General features: G+C 48.2%; 1 protein-coding gene. It reads left to right on the top strand.

What is annotated here, in order from left to right; translation table 11 throughout:
• Positions 1–13: 13 nt before the first annotated feature.
• Positions 14–24274, top strand: coding sequence for a calcium-binding protein (locus D5I41_RS17380; protein WP_119010891.1), 24261 nt, complete (start codon positions 14–16; stop codon positions 24272–24274).
• The last annotated feature ends 132 nt before the right edge of the window (positions 24275–24406 follow it).

Below are 24406 nucleotides of genomic sequence, written 5' to 3'. Positions count from 1 at the left end.
GAAGGTTAAAATTATGAATACGAAACTGGGCGCTATTAAAGCATCAAAAAACGCCGAAATGCCTCGCTTATCTAGTTTGATGACGGGCATTAGCCATGCGATTAAGTCTTCTCGTTGGGGGCTTACTCCTGCGCAAAACAATGTCTTTGCGATAGAGCAACTCGAGCCGAGGCTTTTGTTGTCGGCAGACCCGCTGGCGGCCTTAGTGGCAGATACTGCTAATGACGTGACTCTTCAAGTTATAGAGAAGTCCCCGGACGAGCAGTACATTCAGTTAATCAATAATCTAGACAATGGTGCAGTGCTTGGTGAGCGTAAGCTTGACAGTATTGGTGCTGCATCCGTTATCACCGTCACCGGCACTGATGGAGATGACATATTCACCGTAGATCAATCCTTTCTCGACCTTGGCGAATCCAATTTTATTGTTCAATTTGATGGTGGTGAGGGCGATGACACCGTCGCTGTCGCGAGCACAGTCACAACCAGTAATTGGCAAATAAATGGAGACAATGAGGGTAATCTTGGCGATAACGGCACCGTTGAGTTTTTAAATACCGAAAATATCGAAGCAACTCAAAGCGATGAATCTATTCACGTGCTAGCTGCGATTAATAATAGCTATAACTGGGAGATAGCAACGGAAGGGGAAGGTACCGTATCTACCCTTGAAACATTGACTGATGGCGGTCTTTTAGATTCGGTAAGCACTACCAGCATAGCCTTTAAGGGTTTTGATGAGCTTGGTGGTAGTGGCAGTGACTATCTGAATTACAGCACCTACACAGAAGGCGTCACGGTAGATCTAGAGCAAGAAGCGGTAACGGGTTTCGATAGTGTGACCGGCATGAACACCATCATTGGTTCAGATTTTGCTGATAGCTTTGTTGGAGACACCAACAATAACGTGTTTGTGGTGGGCTTTGGTGACTCTGTTGATGGCTTTGGTGGATACGATACCGTGTTGTTCAAAGAATCGGGCAGCGGTGGAATTGATATTACGGTTCAGCTCAACAGTGACAATGATGATATTGACTATGTCTATCAAGGCGGTAGTTGGGACGGCAGTACGTTCACAGAAACACTGGATCAGACGGTAACCATCTTTGATGTCGCCTTACTTGCCGCTGAGGGTGGTAGTGGCGACAACTACTTTGATTTTTCAGCTTCTGAACTTGATGTGCATTTAATCGGTCGCGATGGCGCTGACGAACTATTTGGCGGCATTGGTGATGATGTATTTGTCGGTGGCGCAGGCAGCGATGCGATTGCTGGTAGTGACGGTAGCGATGAGGTCATTGCAGTAAGAGCGGCCGACTTTGTGTTAGATGGTGACCAGATTAAAGTTGGCGATAGTGAAACTGACACTCTGACTGATATCGAAACCATCTACATCAAAACACAAGCAAATGAAAATGATGTCGCTGGCTATATATTGGATGCAAGCCTTGCAAACGATTATGACATTACCTTAGAGGGTAGTGAGCTCGCTGATACGATTGTTGCATCTGACTATGGTGATACCTTAATTGGTTTAGGTGGTGCAGATACGATAACCGCAGGTGCTGGCACGGATACCCTAGTTGAGAATTTCGCTGGTCGTGCAATTGTGACTGTGTTAGGTGATGATTATCAATTAGACCTATCACACGGCTTAAATGACATTATTGATATTACCTTGCCTGACATCACCAGTGGTTCAGGCTATGTGCTTACTATTGGAGTGAATGGTGGAACCGTCGATACGGAAGAGATTGCATGGGATGCACGTACTCGCGATGTCTCTCGTGCGATAGAAAAGGCATTAGACCTTGCCTATGGCCAGCTAATTGCGACTGAGCTTTCTAATGGCTTTAGTATTGAGTTCGCAGGTTTGTATTCGGGTCAATCCATCATTGAGTCTATTTCAGTCAGCAACGGTGCTTCGGTTATTAGCTCTCAACAAGGCAGCCAAGTATTAGATACCCTAGTGGACTTTGGTGATGAAGATTATCTGGATCTTGAGGGTGGAGTTGGCGCTGATGATGTCGATTTATCATTGTTTGCTGGTAACAGTAAAATTGCCACCTTGCAGGGCGTTGACACTATACGTGGTTCTCAGGGCATTAACGTCATTGACTCTGGCGATGGTGATGACTTTATCTATGTCACCGGCAAGTCTAACGACATCATAGATGGTGGTTTGGGTGAAGACACCTTGATTGCCGATATGAGTGGCAACACGGCTGTCGATCACAGCTTTGACCTCAATAATGATGCATTAACCATAGAGCTAGATGATGGCTCCCTTGCGACTGAATTAACGACTATCAATCTGCTTGGCATTGAAAGTGCTGAAATGATAGGTGCAGATGGCGATGATAGCTTTGATGCAACCGATTTCTATGGTCTATCCGAGAGCACAGATATCTATTTACTCGATGGTTGGGAAGATCTAGCCGAATTCTCATTGCTATTTACGCTAGATGATGACAGCACAGTCTTAGAAGTCGACACTCAATCGGCGCAAACCCTTGAAGAACTGATTGCGCTTATTAATATTGCCGATGATCGTGAAAGCGATCCTATGTTTGCTTCTTTTGACCAAAATACTGCACAGCTTTCGATTTCTGGCATTTCCGCTTTTGATGTAGCGGGTAATGACAACTCTATTTTGTCTGTACTTGGCCTCGATGGACAAACCGTTTCAAATTCTGTGGCTACAGGCGTTAGCTTGAGTCTACTTGCCTCAGTACAACTATCAACCCAGCGTGGTAATGCGGGTACAGATACCTATCTAGGTTCACAAGGGATTGATTTCTTCACCATTGATGATGATGACACAAGTGTTGACGGTAAAGGTGGTTATGACACCGTTGCTGCGAGCACAACCGCAACTCACACCCAGGTAGATGTGGCAGATAGCAGCCTGACCTGGAAAGGCGATTTGCAGACCGATAAAAGTGTTGATTTGACTGATATCGAGCATGCTGAGATCAGTGCTACTACAGGTGCCACCTTGATTGATGCCTCTAGTGCCACCATTGATGCAACCCTGGATGCATCCAGCACTGTTGCGGAGCTGAAAGGTGGAACCGGAATCAATGAATTCCGTATCGATGTCGGTTCACGAGCGGATATCGCCGTAGTCAATGTGACCGTGTCGGACTTGGCTACCAGTAACAATGTGGTTTTCTATGGTGGGAGTGAAGTATTCGATATCAATGACTTCGACTTTGCCACAATTACGGGTGACAACTTCTCTTTCGTTAATGAATCTAGCGGCAATCTGACGATAGACAACAACGTGTTTTTGGTAGGGCAGTCCATTAAATTTGATGCTGGTGGCACTATCACTGTTAAGGCCAATGTCGAAACAGATGATGCCAGTGATACTGCCGGTGACATCAGTTTTTACGCGCGCAATATCGTGATTGAGGATGGCGTCAATCTATCGGCTAAAGGCATTTCTTTGAGTGAGAGCGGTGATATTAATATCATTGCATCTGACTCTACAAATAAGATCAAAGGTGCTGGTTTTTACAACTTTGACGATGTCAGTGCAACCATTACCATAGGCGCTGCCACCATCGAAGGACGTGATATTAATATCATTGCCTTTGCTGAAACCAACCCTGATAGCCCGGTAAACTATGGCGGAGATTCTATCGAATCTGATGAACTGAGTATCAAGGACTTTAAGGCTGAGTTAGAAAACTTTGCTCTTTTCTTTGGCTACTCTCGCTCTCAGGTAGATACCACGATCACCATTGATGAGAGTGCCGTAATCAAAGGTGACAACGTTGTGATTGAGGCTCGCTCAATCGCACGTGTTAAATCAGAACCTTTAGCTATCTTGTTCTCGGTAGCGATTGGCAGCATTCGCTCTGATGCAAACGTTGAAATGAACGGTACTGTGATTGCACAAGGGGATGTATTGATCTCCTCTAAAGTAGAGAACTACATGAAGGTCAATGCGGAACCCTTCTTTGGTTTCAAAGGCTTTGCCTTTAGTGTCGCTGTCGGTATTTTGGAGAGTGACTCTACTACTTTAGTGTCTGATTCTGCGTTGATTATTGGTCAGGGCGATCTCGAAGTATCCGCCTATACTGCAGACTTTATCTACGTTGGTGCACTAAGTGATGCAGGTGATAAGGGTAAATTGGCAGCGAGTGTGGCGGTGCATATCGAACACGGTGATACCAATGCAACCCTAGCCGGCGACATCATTATTGCCGGTGATGTGGATGTTAATGCAGAGCAAAAACAAGGTCGAGTTGATGGTGTTTGGGGCACAGTTGTTGAGGCTGTGGTTGATAGAGTGCCGAGTGTACTCAACAACTTTAAAGACAAATATAAGCAAAAAGCCGCGGACAAATTGGCATCCAAGGGAATGCCGGAATTTATCACAAAACGTATATCCCCATCCGATAGATTAAAGCCAACCAAATTTACTCTAGGTATTGCCTTTGGGTATGCCGATGATACCAACAACGCCAACGCCTATATTGGCCTTACCGATAAGAGTAGCGACATACAGGTTGGTGGTTCTCTAGATCAGACGGCTTCCGTTGAGAGTCGTCAATTAACCAGCGTCAGCTCTGTTTCCAGTACCGTATCTCAGACGTCTCAGTTGGAGGGTTCAACAGGGACTAAGAGTGAGTTTAATCAGGTACCATTTGGTGGTGCGGTTTCAGTGATGATCGCAGACATGGACAACAATGCCAATGCGCTCATCCAGGGTAATACTAAGCTCGACGTTCTAGATAAGATTACGTTGGATTCGGAGACTGAGAATCTAACCGGGTTGATCAGTCCTGATACAACCTTCAAATATGTGAAACCAGACTTTGTTCAACCAAGTGAGATAGATACCGATTACACGGTGAATCCAGGGGATTTGGTTGGCTTTCATTACAAAGACTACGATTGGAAGCAGACTGAGTCGCAACAACCAGACATTGGTTTCTTGGGTGCAGTTTATAAATATCTAGGCGATGACACCGCCACTATTCGTCTGTCAGAGGCGGATTTTAGCGACCCATTTGAATGGGAGCTACTGGGTGACAAGGTCACCAGTCTACCTAGCCAGTTACTGGGTGGTGATTCCGACCTTTATCTTATTGATAATACGGTTAAGTCTGAGGCTGCCGGTGCTAAGGTATCTATCGGCCTTAACTTTGGTTACCTAAACGTAACCCAAAATGCCAATGCTAAGGTGCTGGGTACGGTCGAGATCAACCAACGTACAGATCTAGAAAATACGTTTGATGAAGTGACAGAGGCGGATTACCACACGCTAGTGGATAGCTTCTTAGGCTCTCTATCGTCGTCAAATCGTGACATGTCGGTTGCTTCAAATACCATCAATCAGCAAGTGGATTATGTTGGTCTGTTAACGGCGACAAACTCTAATATCCCAATTCTAAAAACCATTTACGAGAAGTCGGGTCAATCAGAGGCATTGAATGGTTCAGGCGTGAGTGTGTACATCAACACGGTGACTCTGAACAGTAATGCCATTATTGAAAATGGTGCCATGGTGTATGCCGATGATCTCAAAGTTGATGCAGACAGTAACGTCTTTGCGATTAACCTCGGTTATTCAGCCGGTTACGGTAAAGGCACATTGGGTCTTTCGGGCTTATTCATCAATAACATTGTGGATAGCAGCGCCAATGCACGCATCGAATCTGGCGTAGACTTGATGGTGGGGACGCGAATCACCAACCTACCAGGAACCGAGCGTTTAACGGTAACAGCAGATAACCGTGTCGATATCATTACGATTGCCGGTGGCGGTGCTTCGGGTGGTGCGATTGGTGTAGGTGCTTCATCTATCGTTAATATCATTACCAAGGTGACTAAGGCTGAGATTGGTACCAGTGGCGCGGGCAGTCGCACCGGTGATGTGGATGTAAACGGCGATGTTAAGGTTGAGGCGAACAGTGAAGGGTTCGTAATTGGTTCCGCTATTAGTGCGGCATGGGCCACGGGTAAGGTTGCTCCATCTGGAGGGGATACGCCTAAGACGAATAATAGTTCTTATGGTATCTCGGTTTCGGGATCCTTTATCTTCAATATTGCGGACCACACCACCTCCGCTTCTATTTACAATCTCAATAGTCTAAACGCTGATGCATTGACCCTAAGTGCAACAGATAGCTCGGGCGTGTTTGCTTTTCCTATCGCTTATTCAAGCTCCGATGCTCAAAAGTTTGCATTGGCTGCTGCCGGTATCGGCCTTCGAAATGATGTAGATGTGGATATTGACGCAGGCATCGCCGGCGTTAATAGCCTGACCCTTGAAAGTCTATCTATCAATGCAACTAACAACACGACCGTGGTTACTGCGTCAGTTTCTGCCGCTCTTTCCGGGGTCTCAGATACTCCGACAAACTCCAGTAGTACCAGTATCGCGATTACTGGCAATGTTTCGGTGAACAACGTCGATAATGATGTGGATGCCTTCTTAACGGGTATATCTTCGGGTTCTATTACGGGCAAAGACGCTAGCAACTTCGCCGTGGATATTGAGGCGAAGGATACCTCTAAGATCTATGCGGTAGCGCTAGGTGTGGCCTATGCAGGTAACGCTACTGTTGGGGTTACCTACGCTGAAAATAACATAGACAGCGATATCGACGCTCTTATCAGCGATGTGGATATTGATGTCGCAACAGGCAAGGTTCGCCATCAGGCCAATAGTGAAGCTGACATACTCTCAGTAGCCATAGGTGCAGGGGTAAGTAAGGATACCTCACCTAATTTTGATACTAAGGTTGGGTTATCGGTTGCAGCAGCCGTGAGTTATAACAAGGTGCGAATGAATACTCGTGCCAAGGTGCTTAATAGCACCATTACACTGCCAAGTCATGACCTTGATACATCTCGCATGGATGTCAAAGCGCATAACGAGGCTGACATCATTGGTGTTGTCGTTGCGCCTTCTATTGGTTTGCAAAGCGGCGGTGACACAACGATTACCCTTTCTGGTAGTGGAGCCTCGGTAGAAAATGAGGTGTACGGCGATACCATCGCTCAGGTGGATGGCAGCACGATTGATCAAGCAACGACGGTTAATGCTAAATCCAATGCTGAGAATGGCTTGTTTGTTAAAGCCGACGCTGATGGAGACATCAGTGCTACCGTTGTTTCTGCATCGATTGCTTGGGCAGGCGCGACTTCGGGTACCGGTGTTGCCGGTGGTATCGGTGTAGCACTGGCTGAGAACTATATTGGCGATGACAATGGAACAGCCAATGCCATTAGCGCAACGATTACTGATTCAAGTGTCGACTTGAGTGGCTCTGTTGATACCTATGCAGAAAGTAAGCAAGAGATAACAGCGGTAGTTGTCGCGGCTTCAGTTGCGATCGGTACGTCTACCGATGGCGTAGCGGTTGGTCTTAGCGGGGTAGGCTCAACGGCTGATAACTCAGTCATGATTGATACCACCTCTGGAATTACCGCGGTGGAAGCCAATCATGTCATTAAATCGGACTCTATATCGGTAGAAGCAAAAGATACCAGTACGATCACCAGTGCGGTTGTTGGTGCCTCTATTGCTGGTACCTTCTCTGCGAATTCCGGTGCTGTCTCCTTGAGCATAGGTGTGGCACTGGCTGGGAATGATATTGATAACGACACGGTTGCGCTCATCGATAACGTGGACCTTGGTGCCTCGGATGATAGAACGGGTGATGTTGACGTTGTTGCGACTACTAATGCCACGATTACGGCTACCTCAGTAGCAACATCATTTGCCTTGGGTTGGAGCTCTGGCACCATCTCGGTAAGTGGTGCTGGCGCGAACGCCGTTAATACCATCAAGGGTACGACTACTGCTTCAATTGCAAATAGTCAGACTTACAGTTCTGGTAACGTCTCTGTGAGTGCAAGTAACACCGCGACGATTAACGCAGAAGTGGCCGCAGTTTCTATTGCTGGTGCTGGTGGTACAGATGCTGGGTTAGGCGTTTCTATTGGTGGTGCTGAAACTGAGAATAATATTGGTACGTCAGGCAATCGTCTGGGCGTAATCGCAAGCATTATTGACTCAGGGATTGATACCACGGGCGATATCTCGATTACCTCAACGGCGGATTTGGATATTGATGCTGGTGTAGGCGCAGGCTCTATGGCCATTGCCGCCGCTGGCAGTGGTATAGGGGTTGCTGCTTCGGGTTCTGGTGTGAGTGCTCTCAATCAGATTTATGCCGATGTTGATGCTTATGTAGATAACAGTGCCAATCAAACCATTAAGAGTGCCTCTCTTACCCTAAACGCTAGCAATGTCTCTGATATCGATGCCGATGCTGCTGCTGCAACCATAGCTGCCGGATTTGGTACGGGTGGAGGTGTGGCCATCACAGTAGGCGTGGCATTGGCTCGCAACGAAATAGACAATAACACTCGGGCATATGTGGCTGGCGCGGATGTAGACCTAGGCACTGGTGCCCTAGATATCGATGCATCGACGGATAACACAATAGATTCGCTGTCTGTTGCAGCGTCTTTGGGTATCGCCTTCGGCAGTGGCGGTGGCATAGCGGTTAGTGGCGCTGGTGCAAACTCGATGAACAGCATAGGCGGCGATACGCTAGCGTATCTTGAAGATGCAGACGTAGAAAGTGCCGGTGCTGTCTCTATCGATGCTGAGAACATCTCTGATATTACCGCAACCGTTGCGTCAGTATCTGTCTCAGGCGGTGGTGGTTCAGGTGGCGGTGTGGGTGTTTCCATAGGGGCATCAGTTTCTGAGAATGAAATAGGCACCTCGGGTGACAACCTAAGAGTTGCCTCGTATATACAAGATTCAAGCGTCGATGCTTCAGGTGCTCTGTCAGTCACTGCAAACGGACAAATGACGATAACTGCTGGTGTTGGTGCCGGCGGTATGGCTGTTGCTGGTGGCGCAGGCGGCGGGCTTGCTGGTGCAGGCTCAGGCGTTGTGACGACTAACGATGTGTATGCATTGATTGAAAGTTACATTGACAACTCTGGCGCAGGTAGCGCTCTGATAGATGCAACCAGCATTTCTATCAGCGCAACCAGTCAATCAACCATTGAAGCTGAGCTTGGTTCTGCATCGCTTGGTATTGCAGGCGGTGCTGGTGGGGGTGGCGCTCTGACCATTGGCATTTCAATTGCCGAAAATAGAGTTGAAGTAGATACCTCAGCTTATATCAAGGGTGCTGGTTCGGTTGATAGCGCTGGAGCTATCAATGTAAGCGCTGATGCGACCAATGATATTGATGCCACCTCTGTTGCGGCTACCGCGTCCTTCGCAGGTGGTGCAGGTGGCGGCGTTGCAATTAGTGGTGCCGGTGCCGAGGCTGTTAATAGCATCTTTGGCACAACCGAGTCTTATATCGAAAACTCGCAGATCAACAGTGCAAGCCAAGTTGATGTGACTGCATCTGATACCTCTGATATTGATGCCACTGTGGTGGCGGTAGCGGCTAGTGGAGCTGGTGGAGCGGGCGGTGGTATTGGCCTTGCGATTGGTGCTGCATTGGCAACGAATAACATAGGTAATAGCGGTTCTCGCCAAGCGGTTCGTTCATATGTGAAAAATAGTGGCATTACTACAAGCGGTGCCCTGAACCTTGATGCTGACGGCAATATGACGGTGTTCTCAGGTGTCGGAGCGGGTAGCGTCGCAGTGTCAGGCGGTGCCGGTGGCGGACTCTCTGGCGCGGGGGCAGGAGTCAGTACCACAAACGATATTTATACCGATGTTGAGACGTATATCGACAATAGCTCGGCTACGAGTAAGGTGATTGAGAGCGCAAGTACCACATTAGATGCAGACAATACCACTAAGATCACCGCAGAAGCGGGTGCTGCATCTTTGGCTGCGGCCTTTGGAGCGGGTGGTGGCGTTTCATTGAGCATAGGTGTTGCCCTTGCGCAAAATACGGTTGATGCGAATACCTTTGCATATATCACCGATGTTGGTGAGTTAAATAGTGGTGATATTAGCGTCTCAGCCACGACTGATAATACGATTAAAGCGACCTCAGTAGCGGCTTCGATTGCGGCTGCAGGTGGCGTTGGTGGTGGTGTTGCGATAAGTGGCGCTGGCGCTGAAACCGCTAACTACATTTATGGAGAAACTCAAGCCTACATCGCAAACAGTACCCTAGGTGCTTCTAATAACACCGTGGGAAATGTTGATGTTAGCGCAGACAACACCTCTAAGATTACCTCAACCGTTGCCGCAGCTTCAGCGGCAGTGGCCGGTGGTGCCGGTGGTGGTATTGGAGCCTCTCTAGGTGGCTCTGTAGCGGTTAATGAGATTGGTGCTGACAGTGACCGAATCGTGGTTAAGAGCTACATAGACAACAGCGAAATCTATGCGTCAGGTACATTAGACGTTGATTCAACACAGGATATGACCATTAACTCGGGAGTTGGGGCAGGCAGTGCTGCTGTTGTAGCAGGGGCTGCAGGCGCCGCTATTTCTGGCGCCGTCGTTCGAGTAGAGAATGAGGTTTATTCTGACCTAGATAGCTATATTGAGGACAGTACTCAAGTGAGTGCGACGGACATTTCCGTAACCTCAAGTAGCACATCCGATATCGATGCTACCGCTGCTACTGCAAGTATTGCTGGAGCCTTTGCCGGTGGTGTCGCTATTTCTATTGGTGCGACTCGTGTCATCAATGTGGTGGATGTTGATCTTAACAGTGATGTTCGCAATTCAACCCTTGATGCGAGCGGTGATTTTACCCTAACAGCGAGCTCAACAGATGATGTGTTTACCATGGGGATCGCAACCTCAGTATCTCTAGGTTTGGGTTTCTCTGGTGCTGGCGTGTTTGTAGAAAGTGAAGTCACCGGAGATATCGGTGTCAGCATGGCAGACTCCGATGTTGAAGCAGCAGGTGATGGCTCGGTTAAGGCGCTTGCCAATGCCAAGCAAAAATCAGAGGCATACGGTATTTCAGCTGGCTTTATTTCAGCCGGTGTCGTGTTTGCTGATAGCGAAACCGATGTAGATACACTTGTGAGCATGTCGGCTACTGATTATCAAGGTGGTGACCTTACCATGGTGGCCAAGGCAACCGAGGACAATTATGTGCTCGCTGTTGCAGGCAGTGGCGGTGCTCTTGCCGGAGCGGGTGTTGCTGCTGATACCACTTCAACGAGCACCACTAAGGTGATTGTGGATGACGAATCAAGCATCATCTTAGGTGAAGCGTCTGGTGATGGTGTTTTAGATGTCAAAGCGGAACACATAGCTAAATTTGATGCCAAGGTAGTGGCTGCGTCTGGTGGTTTACTGTCTGGGTCTGGTGCTGAGATTAATCACGATGTCACCTCTGATGTCGATGTGATTCTGGGTGATGGCACCAGCAATAGTGATAACCTTTCGATTACCGCGTCAGATATCAATGTTGATGCCATTAATCGAGCTCAGAAAAATGAGAATGGCCGAATCGATGTTGTCGCAGTAGGTTTGGCAAGTGCTGCAGGTGCGGATAGCATTACTACTTTAGATATGGCAACCACGATTGATGTGGGTGATGATGCCAGCCTTACCGCTTGGGGCATTGAGGATACCGATGGTATCGCATTGAATGCACTCAATGACCTAGATATTACCGACAAGGTGATCTTGAATGCCTCAGGTGCGCTGGCTGGCACGGGGGCTACGGTTAAGATCACAGATGATGAGCTGTTAGCCAAGGTACGTGTTGGTGAGAATGCTGTATTGCTTTCTGAGGGCGATATTCAGATATCGGCTCGTGGTCAGGGTACGGTTGTGGGCAATGTTGAGGCTGATTCTAGCGGTGCAATCTCGGTCTCAGTCACCAATGCAAGGGTCAATATTACCCCAGTAAATACCATTCTAATCGACCTAGGAGCGGACTTAACCACCTATGGCGACATGAACATCTCGGCAGGTACCGATACCGACTTCAATCGAGATGATTACAAGGTTCATGCCTTAATAGATAGCTTCTCAGACAGTATTATTCCAATCGATGATGCGGGTGCATTTGCCACTTTATCGCAAACCAACAACATTACCATTGCCTCTGGTGCTCACGTGAAAACGGCGCGTCAGATGAATCTTCACTCAGAGCGCTTTGGCTTTGCTGATATGGATGCACAGACCAAGACGGTCAACTGGGCGTCGGCAATCGGTGGCACCGCTGACCTTGGCGGTGACGTTACTATAGGTACCACAGGTACGGTCATTAATGCTGGTACTCTAGAAACGGGTATTCGCCGTAACCAATCTATCGAATTCATTAGTTTGAACGATGATGGCAGCGTGAATGAGGTGAGCAAAACTGATGGTGTGAGCTTCTCTACCTCTATAGAGGCTCTGAGCTCAAGTTTGTTCGATGACCTTGAATTCGCAGAAGAACAACTCTCTATCTTTAACGATGGTAAATCTAGTGACTCAGAGATTGAGGCTTTTTATAAGTCAGAGATTAATCGTTTGCGTATCTTGATGGTAGAGAAGGGATTGATGGATGTGGACGGTGATGGAGAGTATTTCGCCATCACTCTTAACATCCCAGTGATTACCGTTAACGATATTCATGCCGAAGCGGGTCGTATCGATATCCGTTCAGGGGATTATGAGGATACGGGTACCGTATTATCTCCGGGTGACGCCTCTGTCACCATTCTGAACCACACCTTGGCGTCATTGGTGGTGAATGACATCACCATTCCACAAGAAAATGGTGGGGTATTCTTAAATGGTGAACGCCAGGATGTGGGTAGTGAAGGCGACCCAATCATCTCTATTATCAATGATGTAGATCTTGACCTTGCATTAATTGAGCTGAATGACCGCGTGGATACCGTGGATAACAACTCCGTGTTGACCTGGCCATCGATCACACTGAACGGTGATGTTGCCAACCGAAGCGGAAAGTTAGAGCTTAAGAGCTTGAGCGGTCAAGGTTCTAGTACCTTAGGTAAGGGTGACATCAACATCTATGCTGATATTGATGTGAAAGACCAGGTCGTCATGACGGGCGGATCTACCGTCATCAGTTTGCCACCAGGGTCAACCTATTCGGTTGATGGCTCTGAGTATGCGAAATGGAACTCAGCAATCGGTAATAACGGTCTAGAAGAAGCAAGCTTGGCTGAGATTAATAGCTTGATCAATCGCTCGATTACTGGACCTAGCATCTACGCAGACAATATCTCGATCACCGCTGAATACATCAATATCAACGGTAAGATTCAAAGTGGTAAAGAAAGCTTCACCCTGAATATTGACCAGAATATTGAAGACACTATTGATGAGCTTCGCGCAAACGGAGCTACGGGCTTGATTCGTCTGGATGTTGGCAGTGAGGATTTCTCTGTCTTCTATGATGCGACCAATGACCAGATAGTCGTTGGGGATATGCGTGTAAGTGGCGGTTATATCGAGCTAGAGGGCCATATCTTAAACACCAATACGAATTCTGAGATAGAGGTATTGGGTGGCTATGCAGAGATTAATGTCGTTAACGATACCGACCTTGATGTGAAAATCATGGGCTTGGATGCATCGCAGCGCGGTAAAGGCACCCTGATTATTCGCGATAAAGCGAAAGGTAGCTCGGATACTCCGCTAGAAACCATCTATACCAAAGATGAAAACGGCGTAACTGTGACCACAAACGGTGTTGAGTCGTCGGGTACCGATGACATGACCTACGACCCCAAAACGGGCTGGCGCTATTCTTGGACTATGGGTCAAGAGACCTTTGAGCGTCGCTATACCACAGAAGGTACTTCGTCTTGGCTTGGCATTGACGCATTTGCCAAAGACCCAGATAAGGTGGTGTTCGATGGTGAACCTGAGATCGTGGGATCGCCAACTCTTAGAGGTGAGGGTGCTTACTTTGAATTTGATGAGGGTGGTCAAACCTACATCTTTAGCGAGTTAGCTGACCCAATCGAGCTAGACAATGAAGTTTCTTTGGTTCGCAAATGGACCGAGAGCACTTGGTGGGGTAAGAAGACCTACTATGCCAAATATGTGGAAGAGAGTAAGGTTCGCTACGAATCAACCCATTCTATTCGAGCAGATTACGGCGTAGCCATTACCTTTACTGGTTTGGAAGCGGGCTCTATTGATATTACCTCTGAAAATGGCGGTAGTGTGATTGTTCAGGGTGCGATCAGCAACACTGAAGGTACCACTACTATCACCACAGATGCCGACATTATCACCAAGTCGACAGGCTCGGTAGGTGGCGAAGACATAGTGCTCGAAGCGAAGCGAATTGGTGGCAGCGTTCAAACCAATGCCGATGGCAGTATTGAGGCTGCAAGCAATGCCTTGCGCACCAATCTTACCAATGACGGCAACGGAGGTATTACGGCTCGCACCTTTGGTGGTCGAATCAATATTGTTGAGACCGATGGTCCTTTGGTGATCAAAGACATTACCTCAGCGACAAGTCGTCAATTGAGCAACGACACTGGGGGTAAGGTTTATCTATCTGCTGTAGGTGGTATTGAGGCTGAATCTGGTACCGCTGGTGTGGTACGGGGAGGACAGGTCTTTATCAACTCCGAGGCTCATGTGGGTACCTCTACACAAGCTCTCGCTATCGATAGCGGAGTTAAGAACACAGACTCGGTTTCCGTGCTAGCAGTGAATGATATTTACCTGAGTGAAATCGATGGTGACTTCCTAGCCAAAGAGATCAATAGCAACTCAGGCAATGTAACCATCACAGCTTCTTATGGTTCGCTGATTGATGCCAATAGCTCAACCGCTCGAGATGAGCGTAGCTACGAAGAACTCAGTACAGGCCTTTGGGAAAACCTAGGTTTGATCAATGGCTCAGACTCAGCGCAATTGAAGATTGATAACGTGATTGAAGCGTACACAACAGCGCGTGAGATGGAATACAGTACCTACTGGAATATCCGCAATGGGCAGTTTGATGGTGTTTATATTGCGGATGTAGAGGTAGGTCTATCGGTTGACGAAGAGGCGTACTATCGTGAGGTGTATCAGACCATAGGTGCCGAGGACGGCTTGAGTGGCTCTGCACTGGATACCTTTATTGATGATGCTATTCAAACCCTAGTTAACAAGCGTACTGCGGAATATCATGCACTTCATGCCAGCTATGGCGGGGAAGACTATCGTGCGGATTATGCTTATCAATTGAGCGATGAGAAGCGTGCTGAGCTGACCGCTAGCGTTCATGTTTGGACTGAGGATGAACTCACCAACCTGATTAGTGGCAGTCTTCTTAAGCCAATTACCAATACTCAGGCAACCATAGAAGATGCAAATATCACGGCGGGTGGTGACATCACGATTGTGACGCAAAGCGATATTGGTAGCGCGGTTGGGTCAGTTGAGATCGATCTTGATGGCGATTATACCGATGACGAGCGTGTACAATTGGCCGCTGCTGAACGAAATGATGTGTACTTCTTGTTTACGGAGCGTGCATCCAGTGTTGAGGTAAATGTGGTGGAGTCGGATAGCGGTGATTCGCTGGTTCGCTCTACAGGTAGCTGGATTACCGATGGCTTTGTTGCGGGAATGCAGATCCGAATTGCTGGAGACAGTGCAAACGCTAACGATGAAGGCAGCTTCTATGAGATAGCATCGGTAACGGCAAATACCATGACCCTAACCTCAACCGCACTTTCGGTTGAAATTGCTGTCACTATGGATGTGGCTGCTATCAGTAGTACGCCCGATTTAACTACGCTTATTAATACTAATGGCGATACCTGGGCAAGCTTGGGTCTGGTTCAAGATGGGTTTGTGTCATTAGGCTCAGAGGTTTATCAGATTAATCGAGTCGCGGGTCTGGTGGTTGATCTTGAGGAGGTTGATCCTAACTTAGCCAGCGCAATCGTTGACCTTGATGCGGGTGACTATCGCACAGCCGTAGTTACCAAGATTGTTATTGACCAACGTGAAGACATCGACGTTCTAGTGACCGGTGGCATTAGCGCTACTGCGCTGGGCAATGTCTACCTTGGCTCAGAACAGTCAATGGAGATCGACTCCGTTTCCGGCGACAATGTGCGTATCAAATCTAAACAGTCATTGACCGATGACACCGGCAACTCAGCCTCTGTTAGTGCAAGTAGCACCTTGATCCTCGAGGCAGGCTCTGGCGCCATTGGCAGTTCGAGCAATCGCTTTACTATCGACCTAGGTGCAGGCGCAACCCTAACCGCTCGTGCACAACAAGACATCTACATTACAGAGATCAACTCAGACCTCAACATCGCGACCATTTATTCTAGTGGTGGCACGGTAGATCTCGTTGCTCTGAATGGCTCTATTGTCGATAGCTTTGATCACGAGTATGAGAATATTCGTGCTGTCGATGTGGTGCTGACCGCAAACGCTGGGGATATAGGTAGCTTTGGTAATCTATTGGATATCAATTTAACCGGCGGAGTGTTAATTGCTTCGGCGCTGAATGATATTCGCATCAGTGAAACCGACGGAAACCTTGATGTCGACCATGTTGAGTCAAGCCAAGGAGACGTTGAATTGGCCGCACATCTGGCCATTTTAGATGCGGTTACCGATGACCCAAGTGAGCTAGCCGATGTTGTGGGTGCGAGTATAACGCTCACCTCACGCTTTGATACTGTTGGTCAAGCTGGCAACGATATTGAGGTAGATTCAGGCTCTGTTGAGGGAGAAAACCTCACCGTTAGCAGTGCGAACAACACACACCTCACTGAAGCGCGCGGTGATTTGTATCTAAATACCATTCAAACGGGCGCCGCAGCGATTGCCTTTATCGCAGCGCCAGCGGGTCGCATCTTGAATGACAACGCCAATGGCGACAACGTTATCTCAGGCAAGACCTATCTATTTGCTTCATTAGATATAGGTAGCGAAGGCAAGGCTCTTGCGACAGCGGTGGGTAATATCCAAGGTCAATCAACAACGGGTAGTACTTATGTTGAGAATACCGGCGCGTTGAGTGTGGGCGGAGTGGTTGATGGCATCTCGAGTGGCTTCGAGGCGGGTGGCGAAATCAACATGGTTACCCGAAGCCCTATGACTGTGGATCAGAGTTTGATCGCGGGCGAGGACATCAACCTAACCTCAGATGATAACTCCGACAATGATGATATCACGATCGTATCTGGTGTGACTCTGGAGACGAGCAAGAACATCAACATCAATTCTGGCGACGGTTTTGTGCTTGAGGCTGGAGCGGTGTTGGATGCGGCTCTCGATATTAATATCCAGGTAGATTCAGGCTTGACCGGAGATCAAGACAATCTAGGTGCGATCTTAGATATCCAAGGTAGCATCACGGCTACAGGCGAGATTGCGCTTCTTGGTGGTATCAACGAAGACAGTATGATTATCCAGGGTATGCTCGAAGCTGATGAGATAGTCATTAGCATGGGAGATGCAAACGATAATCTTCTTCTCGATGCACAATCTATATTGGGCGATACCTATGTGAATATGGGAGATGGTGATGATGAAATCACTGTTAATCAATTGCATACACGTACCGACAAGCTGGTGCTTGATGGTGAGGGTGGTACGGATAGTTACATCATAAACCGTACTGGCGATGATGCCGATTACACCATAGATATTGAAGACTCAGGTGCCCGTAATGATGGCGCTGACGTTGTGAGTTTTAATGGTTTAGTAAGCAATGACACCTTCTTAATTCGAGCTAACTTTGTCGCAGCGCTTCATGATGATGGCAACGCAGGCTATGGGAATACCGCTGAGCGCATCAACTACGATGGCAACATTAATGCGCGCTTTATTATCAATGGCCTAGAGGGCGAAGATAGCTTCTACAGTGATGATACTGGCACCATCTTTACCCTAGATGGCGGTGCGGACAATGATACCTTCCAAGTTGGTCAGCTATTCGGTAGTGACCGAGTAGGTCCATTTGTGGCTGACGGTGATGAAATCGAGACTACAGAAACCACATTGGGCTTCTTAAGTAACGGTAACAGCCTGCCGATGGTTATCTACGGTGGTGACGGTGAAGATAGCATCAAGGTTTACTCAAACAAGGCAGTGACCAAGCTTTATGGTGAAGCGGGTGATGACAGCTTTGTGGTTCGTGCCTTCTTGCTTGCCGATAGTGGCCTAACCAACAACAGCGTAGATGTAGAGCTGTTTGGTGGTGAGGGTGCCGATACCATCGAATACAGTATCAATGCCGCCCTTAAGATCGACGGCGGTGCAGGTAGCGATAAGGTTGTAGTGCTCGGTACCGAGGGTGATGATAACTTTATGATCACCGAGGACGGCATCTTTGGTGCAGGTCTAAATATCGGATATCAAGGCATTGAATTTGCTGAAGTCGACGGCCTTGAGGGTGACGATACCTTCTACGTACTAAGCACTAATGCAGATGTAGAAACCACCATTATTGGCGGTTTGGGTGCTGATGTATTTAATGTAGCCAGCGATGTGACCAAGCCTATCGTCTCTTACTCTGTTGAAGGTCGTAGCAGCTTTATCAATCACAGTGTGTTTAGTGATGATGAGACGTACAACGGCATCTTCGTTGATGGTGTATCTCTAAATGTAGCTAGCCAAGAGAACGGCGCTGTGGCTATCGATACTCAATCGCTAACGGTTGATGAATCTGGCATGACAGATAGCTATGAACTGTCTCTAAGCGTTGATGAACCAAACGTCGCGACTGTGGCTTACGTGACGGTTTCTGCGGCGCGCGCTTCAAGCAGCGACAAAGATAACACCAGTGGTCAAGCAGCCAGCATTCTGGTTTCCACCGATAACATCAACTTCTATGAATCACTGGTAGTGACTTATGAATCAGGCTCTAACTGGCAAGACACCACCCAGATCTATGTGAAAGCTATCGATGACAGCGCTATGGAAGGGGTGCGTGATTATGTCATCAGCCACAGCGTAAGCAGTGATAACCCTGAGTTTGATGGTCTGGATATCGCTAACGTTGAGGTGAATGTATTTGATAATGACCAGGCGGATATTATCGTGCTTCCACAAGGCGGCGATCAGCTTACCGAGGGCGGCGCGAGCGCTACATTTGATGTACGACTTGCGACTCAGCCAGAGGTAGGTGAAACCGTAACTGTCTCTATTGCAGAGATGCTAGGTACTGGCGGCTTTGCGCAACTAGAGTTCAGCACAACTGAGCTTACCTTTGACCACACCAACTGGGATCAGGTTAAGAGCTTTAGTGTGAATGCTCTGGATGACCTAGATGTAGAGAACCTATACCAAGGTAGCGTTAAGTTAACCGCAAGTAGTGATGTCGATGATTCTGATTACAACCAAGTGGATGATGCAGAGCAGATCCTGTTTGTAACCGATAACGATAGCGGTGCGGTTATCGTGACTCAGACCGATGGCTCAACCCTTGTGAGTCAGGCTCAGGATGACGAGTACAGCTTAGTGCTAAGTAAAGCGCCAACGGCTCCAGTAACTGTGAATCTGTTGAACGATGGTCAGACGCTGTTTAGTAGTGAAGACCCGCGCTTCAATGCTGATGACAATACTGTGACCTTTGATTCAACCAACTGGGATCAACCAATAACCATCACTCTATCAGTAAATGAGGAGTATCAAGAGCAAGAGGCTCAGCCGGTTCAAAACCCACCACTTCAACCACACACATTAACTGGTATTCAAGGCAAACTGATCATTGAAGGCGGTGTACCTCAAGGTAAGGCGCGTGCACTGAGCGTTGCGGTAATGCTTCCTAGCGAGACTGATACCGAGCTTCCAGTTAAGAATATCGAAGTGAGTGAAGTCCTTCAGACTGATGTGCTGAATGTGTTTAACGATGGCAGTCAGGAGAACGACAGTGGCATGCTTAGCGATACCAGCCTAACCGGTTTTGGTATGGGTGAGGGCATCGAATACAAAGACCTAGAGGTGGTTGAGCTATTCCTAGGTCAAGGTAATGACAATGTAGTGGTTACCGATACGGCTGCTGATGTGATTACCGTAGTACATGGCGGTGGTGGTAGCGATACTCTAACCGTGACCGGTAGTGATGCCGATGGTGTGCTTATCCTATTTGGTGATACTGGTCAGAACGGTTTTGCTTATAACGCAACCTCAGATGAGAAAACCGACAAGGCTCGTGAGTTTAACAACCCAGGCAATGACATTATCAATGCCTCTGGCGCAGGCGGTTCAGTAACCATCTTCGGTGGTCAAGGCAATGATGCGATTACCGGCAGTGAATATGGTGACCATATCGCTGGTGGTTCTGGTAACGACTTTATTTCTGGCCTAGGCGGTGATGATCACATCTATGGTGATGCGGGCTTTAATGTCGACGTAAGCACTCGTCTGGACTTGAGCACTCAGATCCTAACCGTGGTGAATATCGCTGATGGTGTGAACGACAACCTAGAAACCTCAGACCCTCTAACTGTTGGTGGCGACACCATCAATGCCGGCATTGGCGATGATATTGTGATAGCCGACAAGGGTGTGATTAACCAACTAGATGGTGTGAATCGTATCCTTTCTACCTCACTCAGTGATGTAACAGAAGTGAGCAATATTGGCTTTACCAATGGCGGTGGTGACACCATCACGGGCAGTGCAGGTAATGATATCCTACTTGGCGGTCAAGCCTCGGATTCTATCTATGGTGGGAATGGTCCTGAGGGTGCTGATATTGCAGGTAACGATAGCGACATCATCTTAGGTGATATGGGTAATATCCTGATTGATACAGGTGTGGTTACCCTAATTACTACCTCAGATACCAACACTGGCAATAACGATATCATCTATGGCGATGAAGGCGACGACATCATCCTAGCCGGTGCAGGCAGTGATTATGTTGAATCTGGTTCCGGTAGTGATTGGGTGTTCGGTGACTTTGGTGAAGTGGACCTAAGAAACAACGCTATTGCGCTGAAAACAGAGCAAGGCAGCAGCAATGCCTCTGGTAATGATGAGGTTCACTTAGGCTCTGGCAACGACAGTGTGCTTGGCGGTCTTGGTAGTGACACCATTACCTCTGATTCGGGTAACACCCATGTTGTTGCGGATAATGGTGAGTTGAATTACTTAGGCGCTTGGAATGACAGCTCTGTGCTTGTTAGTGCTTTGAGCAATGATATCAACATTGGCGGTGATGATGATGTCACCCTAGGCCTTGGTGACAACATTGTCATCGCAGGCTTTGGCTCTGATGAGGTAACCACCAATGATGGCGATGATACTGTTATCGGTGACAACGGTCAGATTGACCTTGTAGAGGGCGTTATCCGCACTATGCAAAGCACAGATGCAGACCGCTCTACTGCAGCGGCCGATACTATCCACCTTGGTGCTGGCTCAGACCGTGTTATTGCAGGTCTGGATACCTTTAATGAGGAGCTTACTGAAACCGTTAACGGCATCGAGCTTATCACCACTATCGAGAATGATGAGATTACCTCAGATTCAGGTAACACCCATGTCATCTCAGATAATGGTGTATTGACTTACAATGCTGATGGCATCTTGGTTAACGCGATGGCGACTGAAACCGAACGAGGCGGTGATGATGAGGTGACCCTAGGTGAGGGGGACAATGTGGTTATCGCGGGTCAGGGTGCAGATACCGTAATCACAGCAGGTGGTGGCGATATCATCATGGGTGATAATGGCGAGCTGAACTTCGATGACCAAGGCGTATTCGTTAAAGCAGAATCTACCGCTATCGACCAAGGTGGTAATGACACCATCAATGCAGGCAACGGTGATAATCGCATTATCTCAGGCTTTGGTTCTGACGAGGTGACTACTGGTTCTGGCAATGACGTGGTTATCGGTGACAACGGTCAGGTAGACCTAATCGATGGCGTGATTCGCGTAATCCAAAGCACGGATACCGAGAACGCAACCGCGGGTAGCGACACTATTAAGGTGGGTAGTGGCTTTGACCGAGTGATTGCAGGCCTTGATAGCGATATCGTGATGTCTGATTCGGGCAATAGCCATATTATTGCGGATAACGGCGTACTGTCTTACAGCGCCAACGGCATTCTGACTAATGCGAAGTCCACTGAAACTGACCTTGGCGGTGACGATGACGTTACCCTAGGTGAGGGTGATAACGTAGTTATTGCTGGTATGGGTTCGGATACAGCTAACACGGCAAACGGTGAAGACATTATCGCGAGTGATAGTGGTGAGATCAGCTTCGATGCCAATGGCGTATTGATGCAGGTTAAATCGACCTCACTAGAGCTTGGCGGTGATGATGTTATCGACGCAGGCAATGGCGACAATATTGTAGTCGCGGGCTTTGGTAGTGATGAGGTGACTACGGGCTCTGATAACGATGTCATCATCGGTGATAACGGTCAGATCGACCTTGTAGGTGGCGTGATTCGTTCTATGCAAAGCACTGATAGCGTGGATGCCACAGCGGGTAGTGATTCCATCAAATCGGGTACTGGCTTTGACCGTATTATCGCGGGTTTAGACAGCGACATCGTAATGTCTGAGTCAGGTGATAGCCATGTGATTGCGGATAACGGCATCCTTAACTACAACGCTCAAGGCGTGTTGGTCCGTGCTCGCACTACAGTTCAAAACCTTGGTGGCGATGATGAGGTTACTCTAGGCAATGGCGATAACCTAGTGCTAGGTGGTATGGGTAACGATACCATTACTACCTTCACTGGCGATGACGTCGTAGCAGGTGATAACGGCGAGGTTATGCTAAGCAATGGGGTTGTTCGTCTTATCCAGAGCAGTGATTCTGACGAGAGCACCACAGGCGACGATACCATTAAGGTTGGTACCGGTTCTGATAAAGTGATTGCGGGTCTGGGTGACGACAGCGTGATGTCTGATTCTGGTGACACCCACGTACTGGCAGATAACGGTTTCCTATCATACAACGTTGATGGTCATTTGATTCTGGCGAGAACGACTCAAGAGACCCTTGGTGGTGATGACGAATTAATCCTTGGCGAGGGTGACAATACAGTTATCGGGGGCAACGGCAATGATTTGATTACTACCGCCAACGGTATGGACCACATCATAGGCGATAACGGCCAGATCCAGTATGACGGCAATGGCATCTTGGTTCAGGCTAAGACCACGGGCTTTGACCAAGGCGGCTCGGATATCATCAATGCAGCCAATGGTGAGAACCTAGTGCTGGGTGGTAACTCGGGTGACCAAATCACTACTGGTGATGATAAAGATATCGTTATTGGTGATAACGGTGAGGTTGACTATGTTGACGGTGTACGCCGTTTGATCACCAGCACTGACACTGAAAACGGCACTGGCGGTGACGACGTCATCAGCCTAGGTGCCGGTCAAGACCATGCCATAGCGGGTGTTGGTAATGATGAGGTTCGTAACGCATCTGGTGAGAGCATCATTATTGGTGATGATGGCTTTATCAGCAACGACGCCAACGGAAGATATATAGAGGTGGCTACCGGTAATACAGCAATCGGTGGTGATGATCTTCTGATCGGTGGTAATGATAGAGATATCATCTTTGGTGGTTACGGTTCTGACGAAATTCGTGGCGGTGCAGGCAGTGATTTACTCGGCGGTGATGGCTCACGAGTTACTCGCTCTGAAGATGGCACTATCGTATTTGAGGCGATTGACCTATTCGAGGGTGGCATTGACTTCTTGGTTGGTGGCGAAGGCCAAGACCGTATGCAGGGCCATTATGGCAGTGACTTCTTCTCTGCGAACTTTAGCGAGGATGTCCTCTTTGGTGAGTACGGAACATTTACCTTCGTAGAAGTAGGGGATGAAATTGTACCAGAATCTATTGTCTCTCTTGTTGTTGGCCAACTAGATCTTATCCGTGTACTTCAAGCAGGATTGTTCAGCGGTTACTCAGAGCAGGTTTATGCAGAGTCAGGCTATCGTGAGGTGACTCGCGATCGTGCATCAGATGAAGCTGAAGTCGAGATAGAGTTTACCGAAGAAGCACAGCTTGCCTTCCTGCAACTCGGTGGTCTTATGACCTCGACCGGCGCAGGCAGTAGTCCTGCCCCAACCCCTGCTGTTGAACAACAAGGCGAGGCAGAGCCTGAAGTCAAAGAAGCCGAGATCGAGGCGGTAGCACCGACTGAAGAGGACGCTACTCCAGTCGAAGAGGCGCCAGTTGTAGAGGTTCTAGCTGTCGAAGGAGAGGAGCAGGTAGCGCTTGAAGTTCCTACCCCAGAATCACCGGAGCTAATCGCTGAAAGTGAGGAAGGTATTAGCCTTGAGGCCGCCGTTGCAAGTGTGGCAGGTGCGGGTAGCTGGATGGTGATGCGTGCAGACAAAACCACTAAGGGAACAAGAAGACACTAATTAAGGGGGCTTTGGCTTTGGCCATCGCCCTTTTCGAACTCGGCTAGACACTTGGGCAATCCAAGACTACGTTTATCAATAGGTTGTGCAATTAGCGCACTCTGTTCAACGCTAATTGGCGAAGAGCATAGG

Source organism: Vibrio superstes, assembly GCF_003569005.1.
In the GTDB taxonomy this organism is placed as follows: domain Bacteria; phylum Pseudomonadota; class Gammaproteobacteria; order Enterobacterales; family Vibrionaceae; genus Vibrio; species Vibrio superstes.
The sequence above is the reverse complement of the archived record's forward strand: the minus strand, read 5'-3'. Positions and strand labels throughout refer to the sequence as shown.

Excerpts from the sequence above, each read along its gene's own strand:
- D5I41_RS17380 (WP_119010891.1), top strand. The coding sequence starts at position 14 with ATGAATACGAAACTGGGCGCTATTAAAGCATCAAAAAACGCCGAAATG.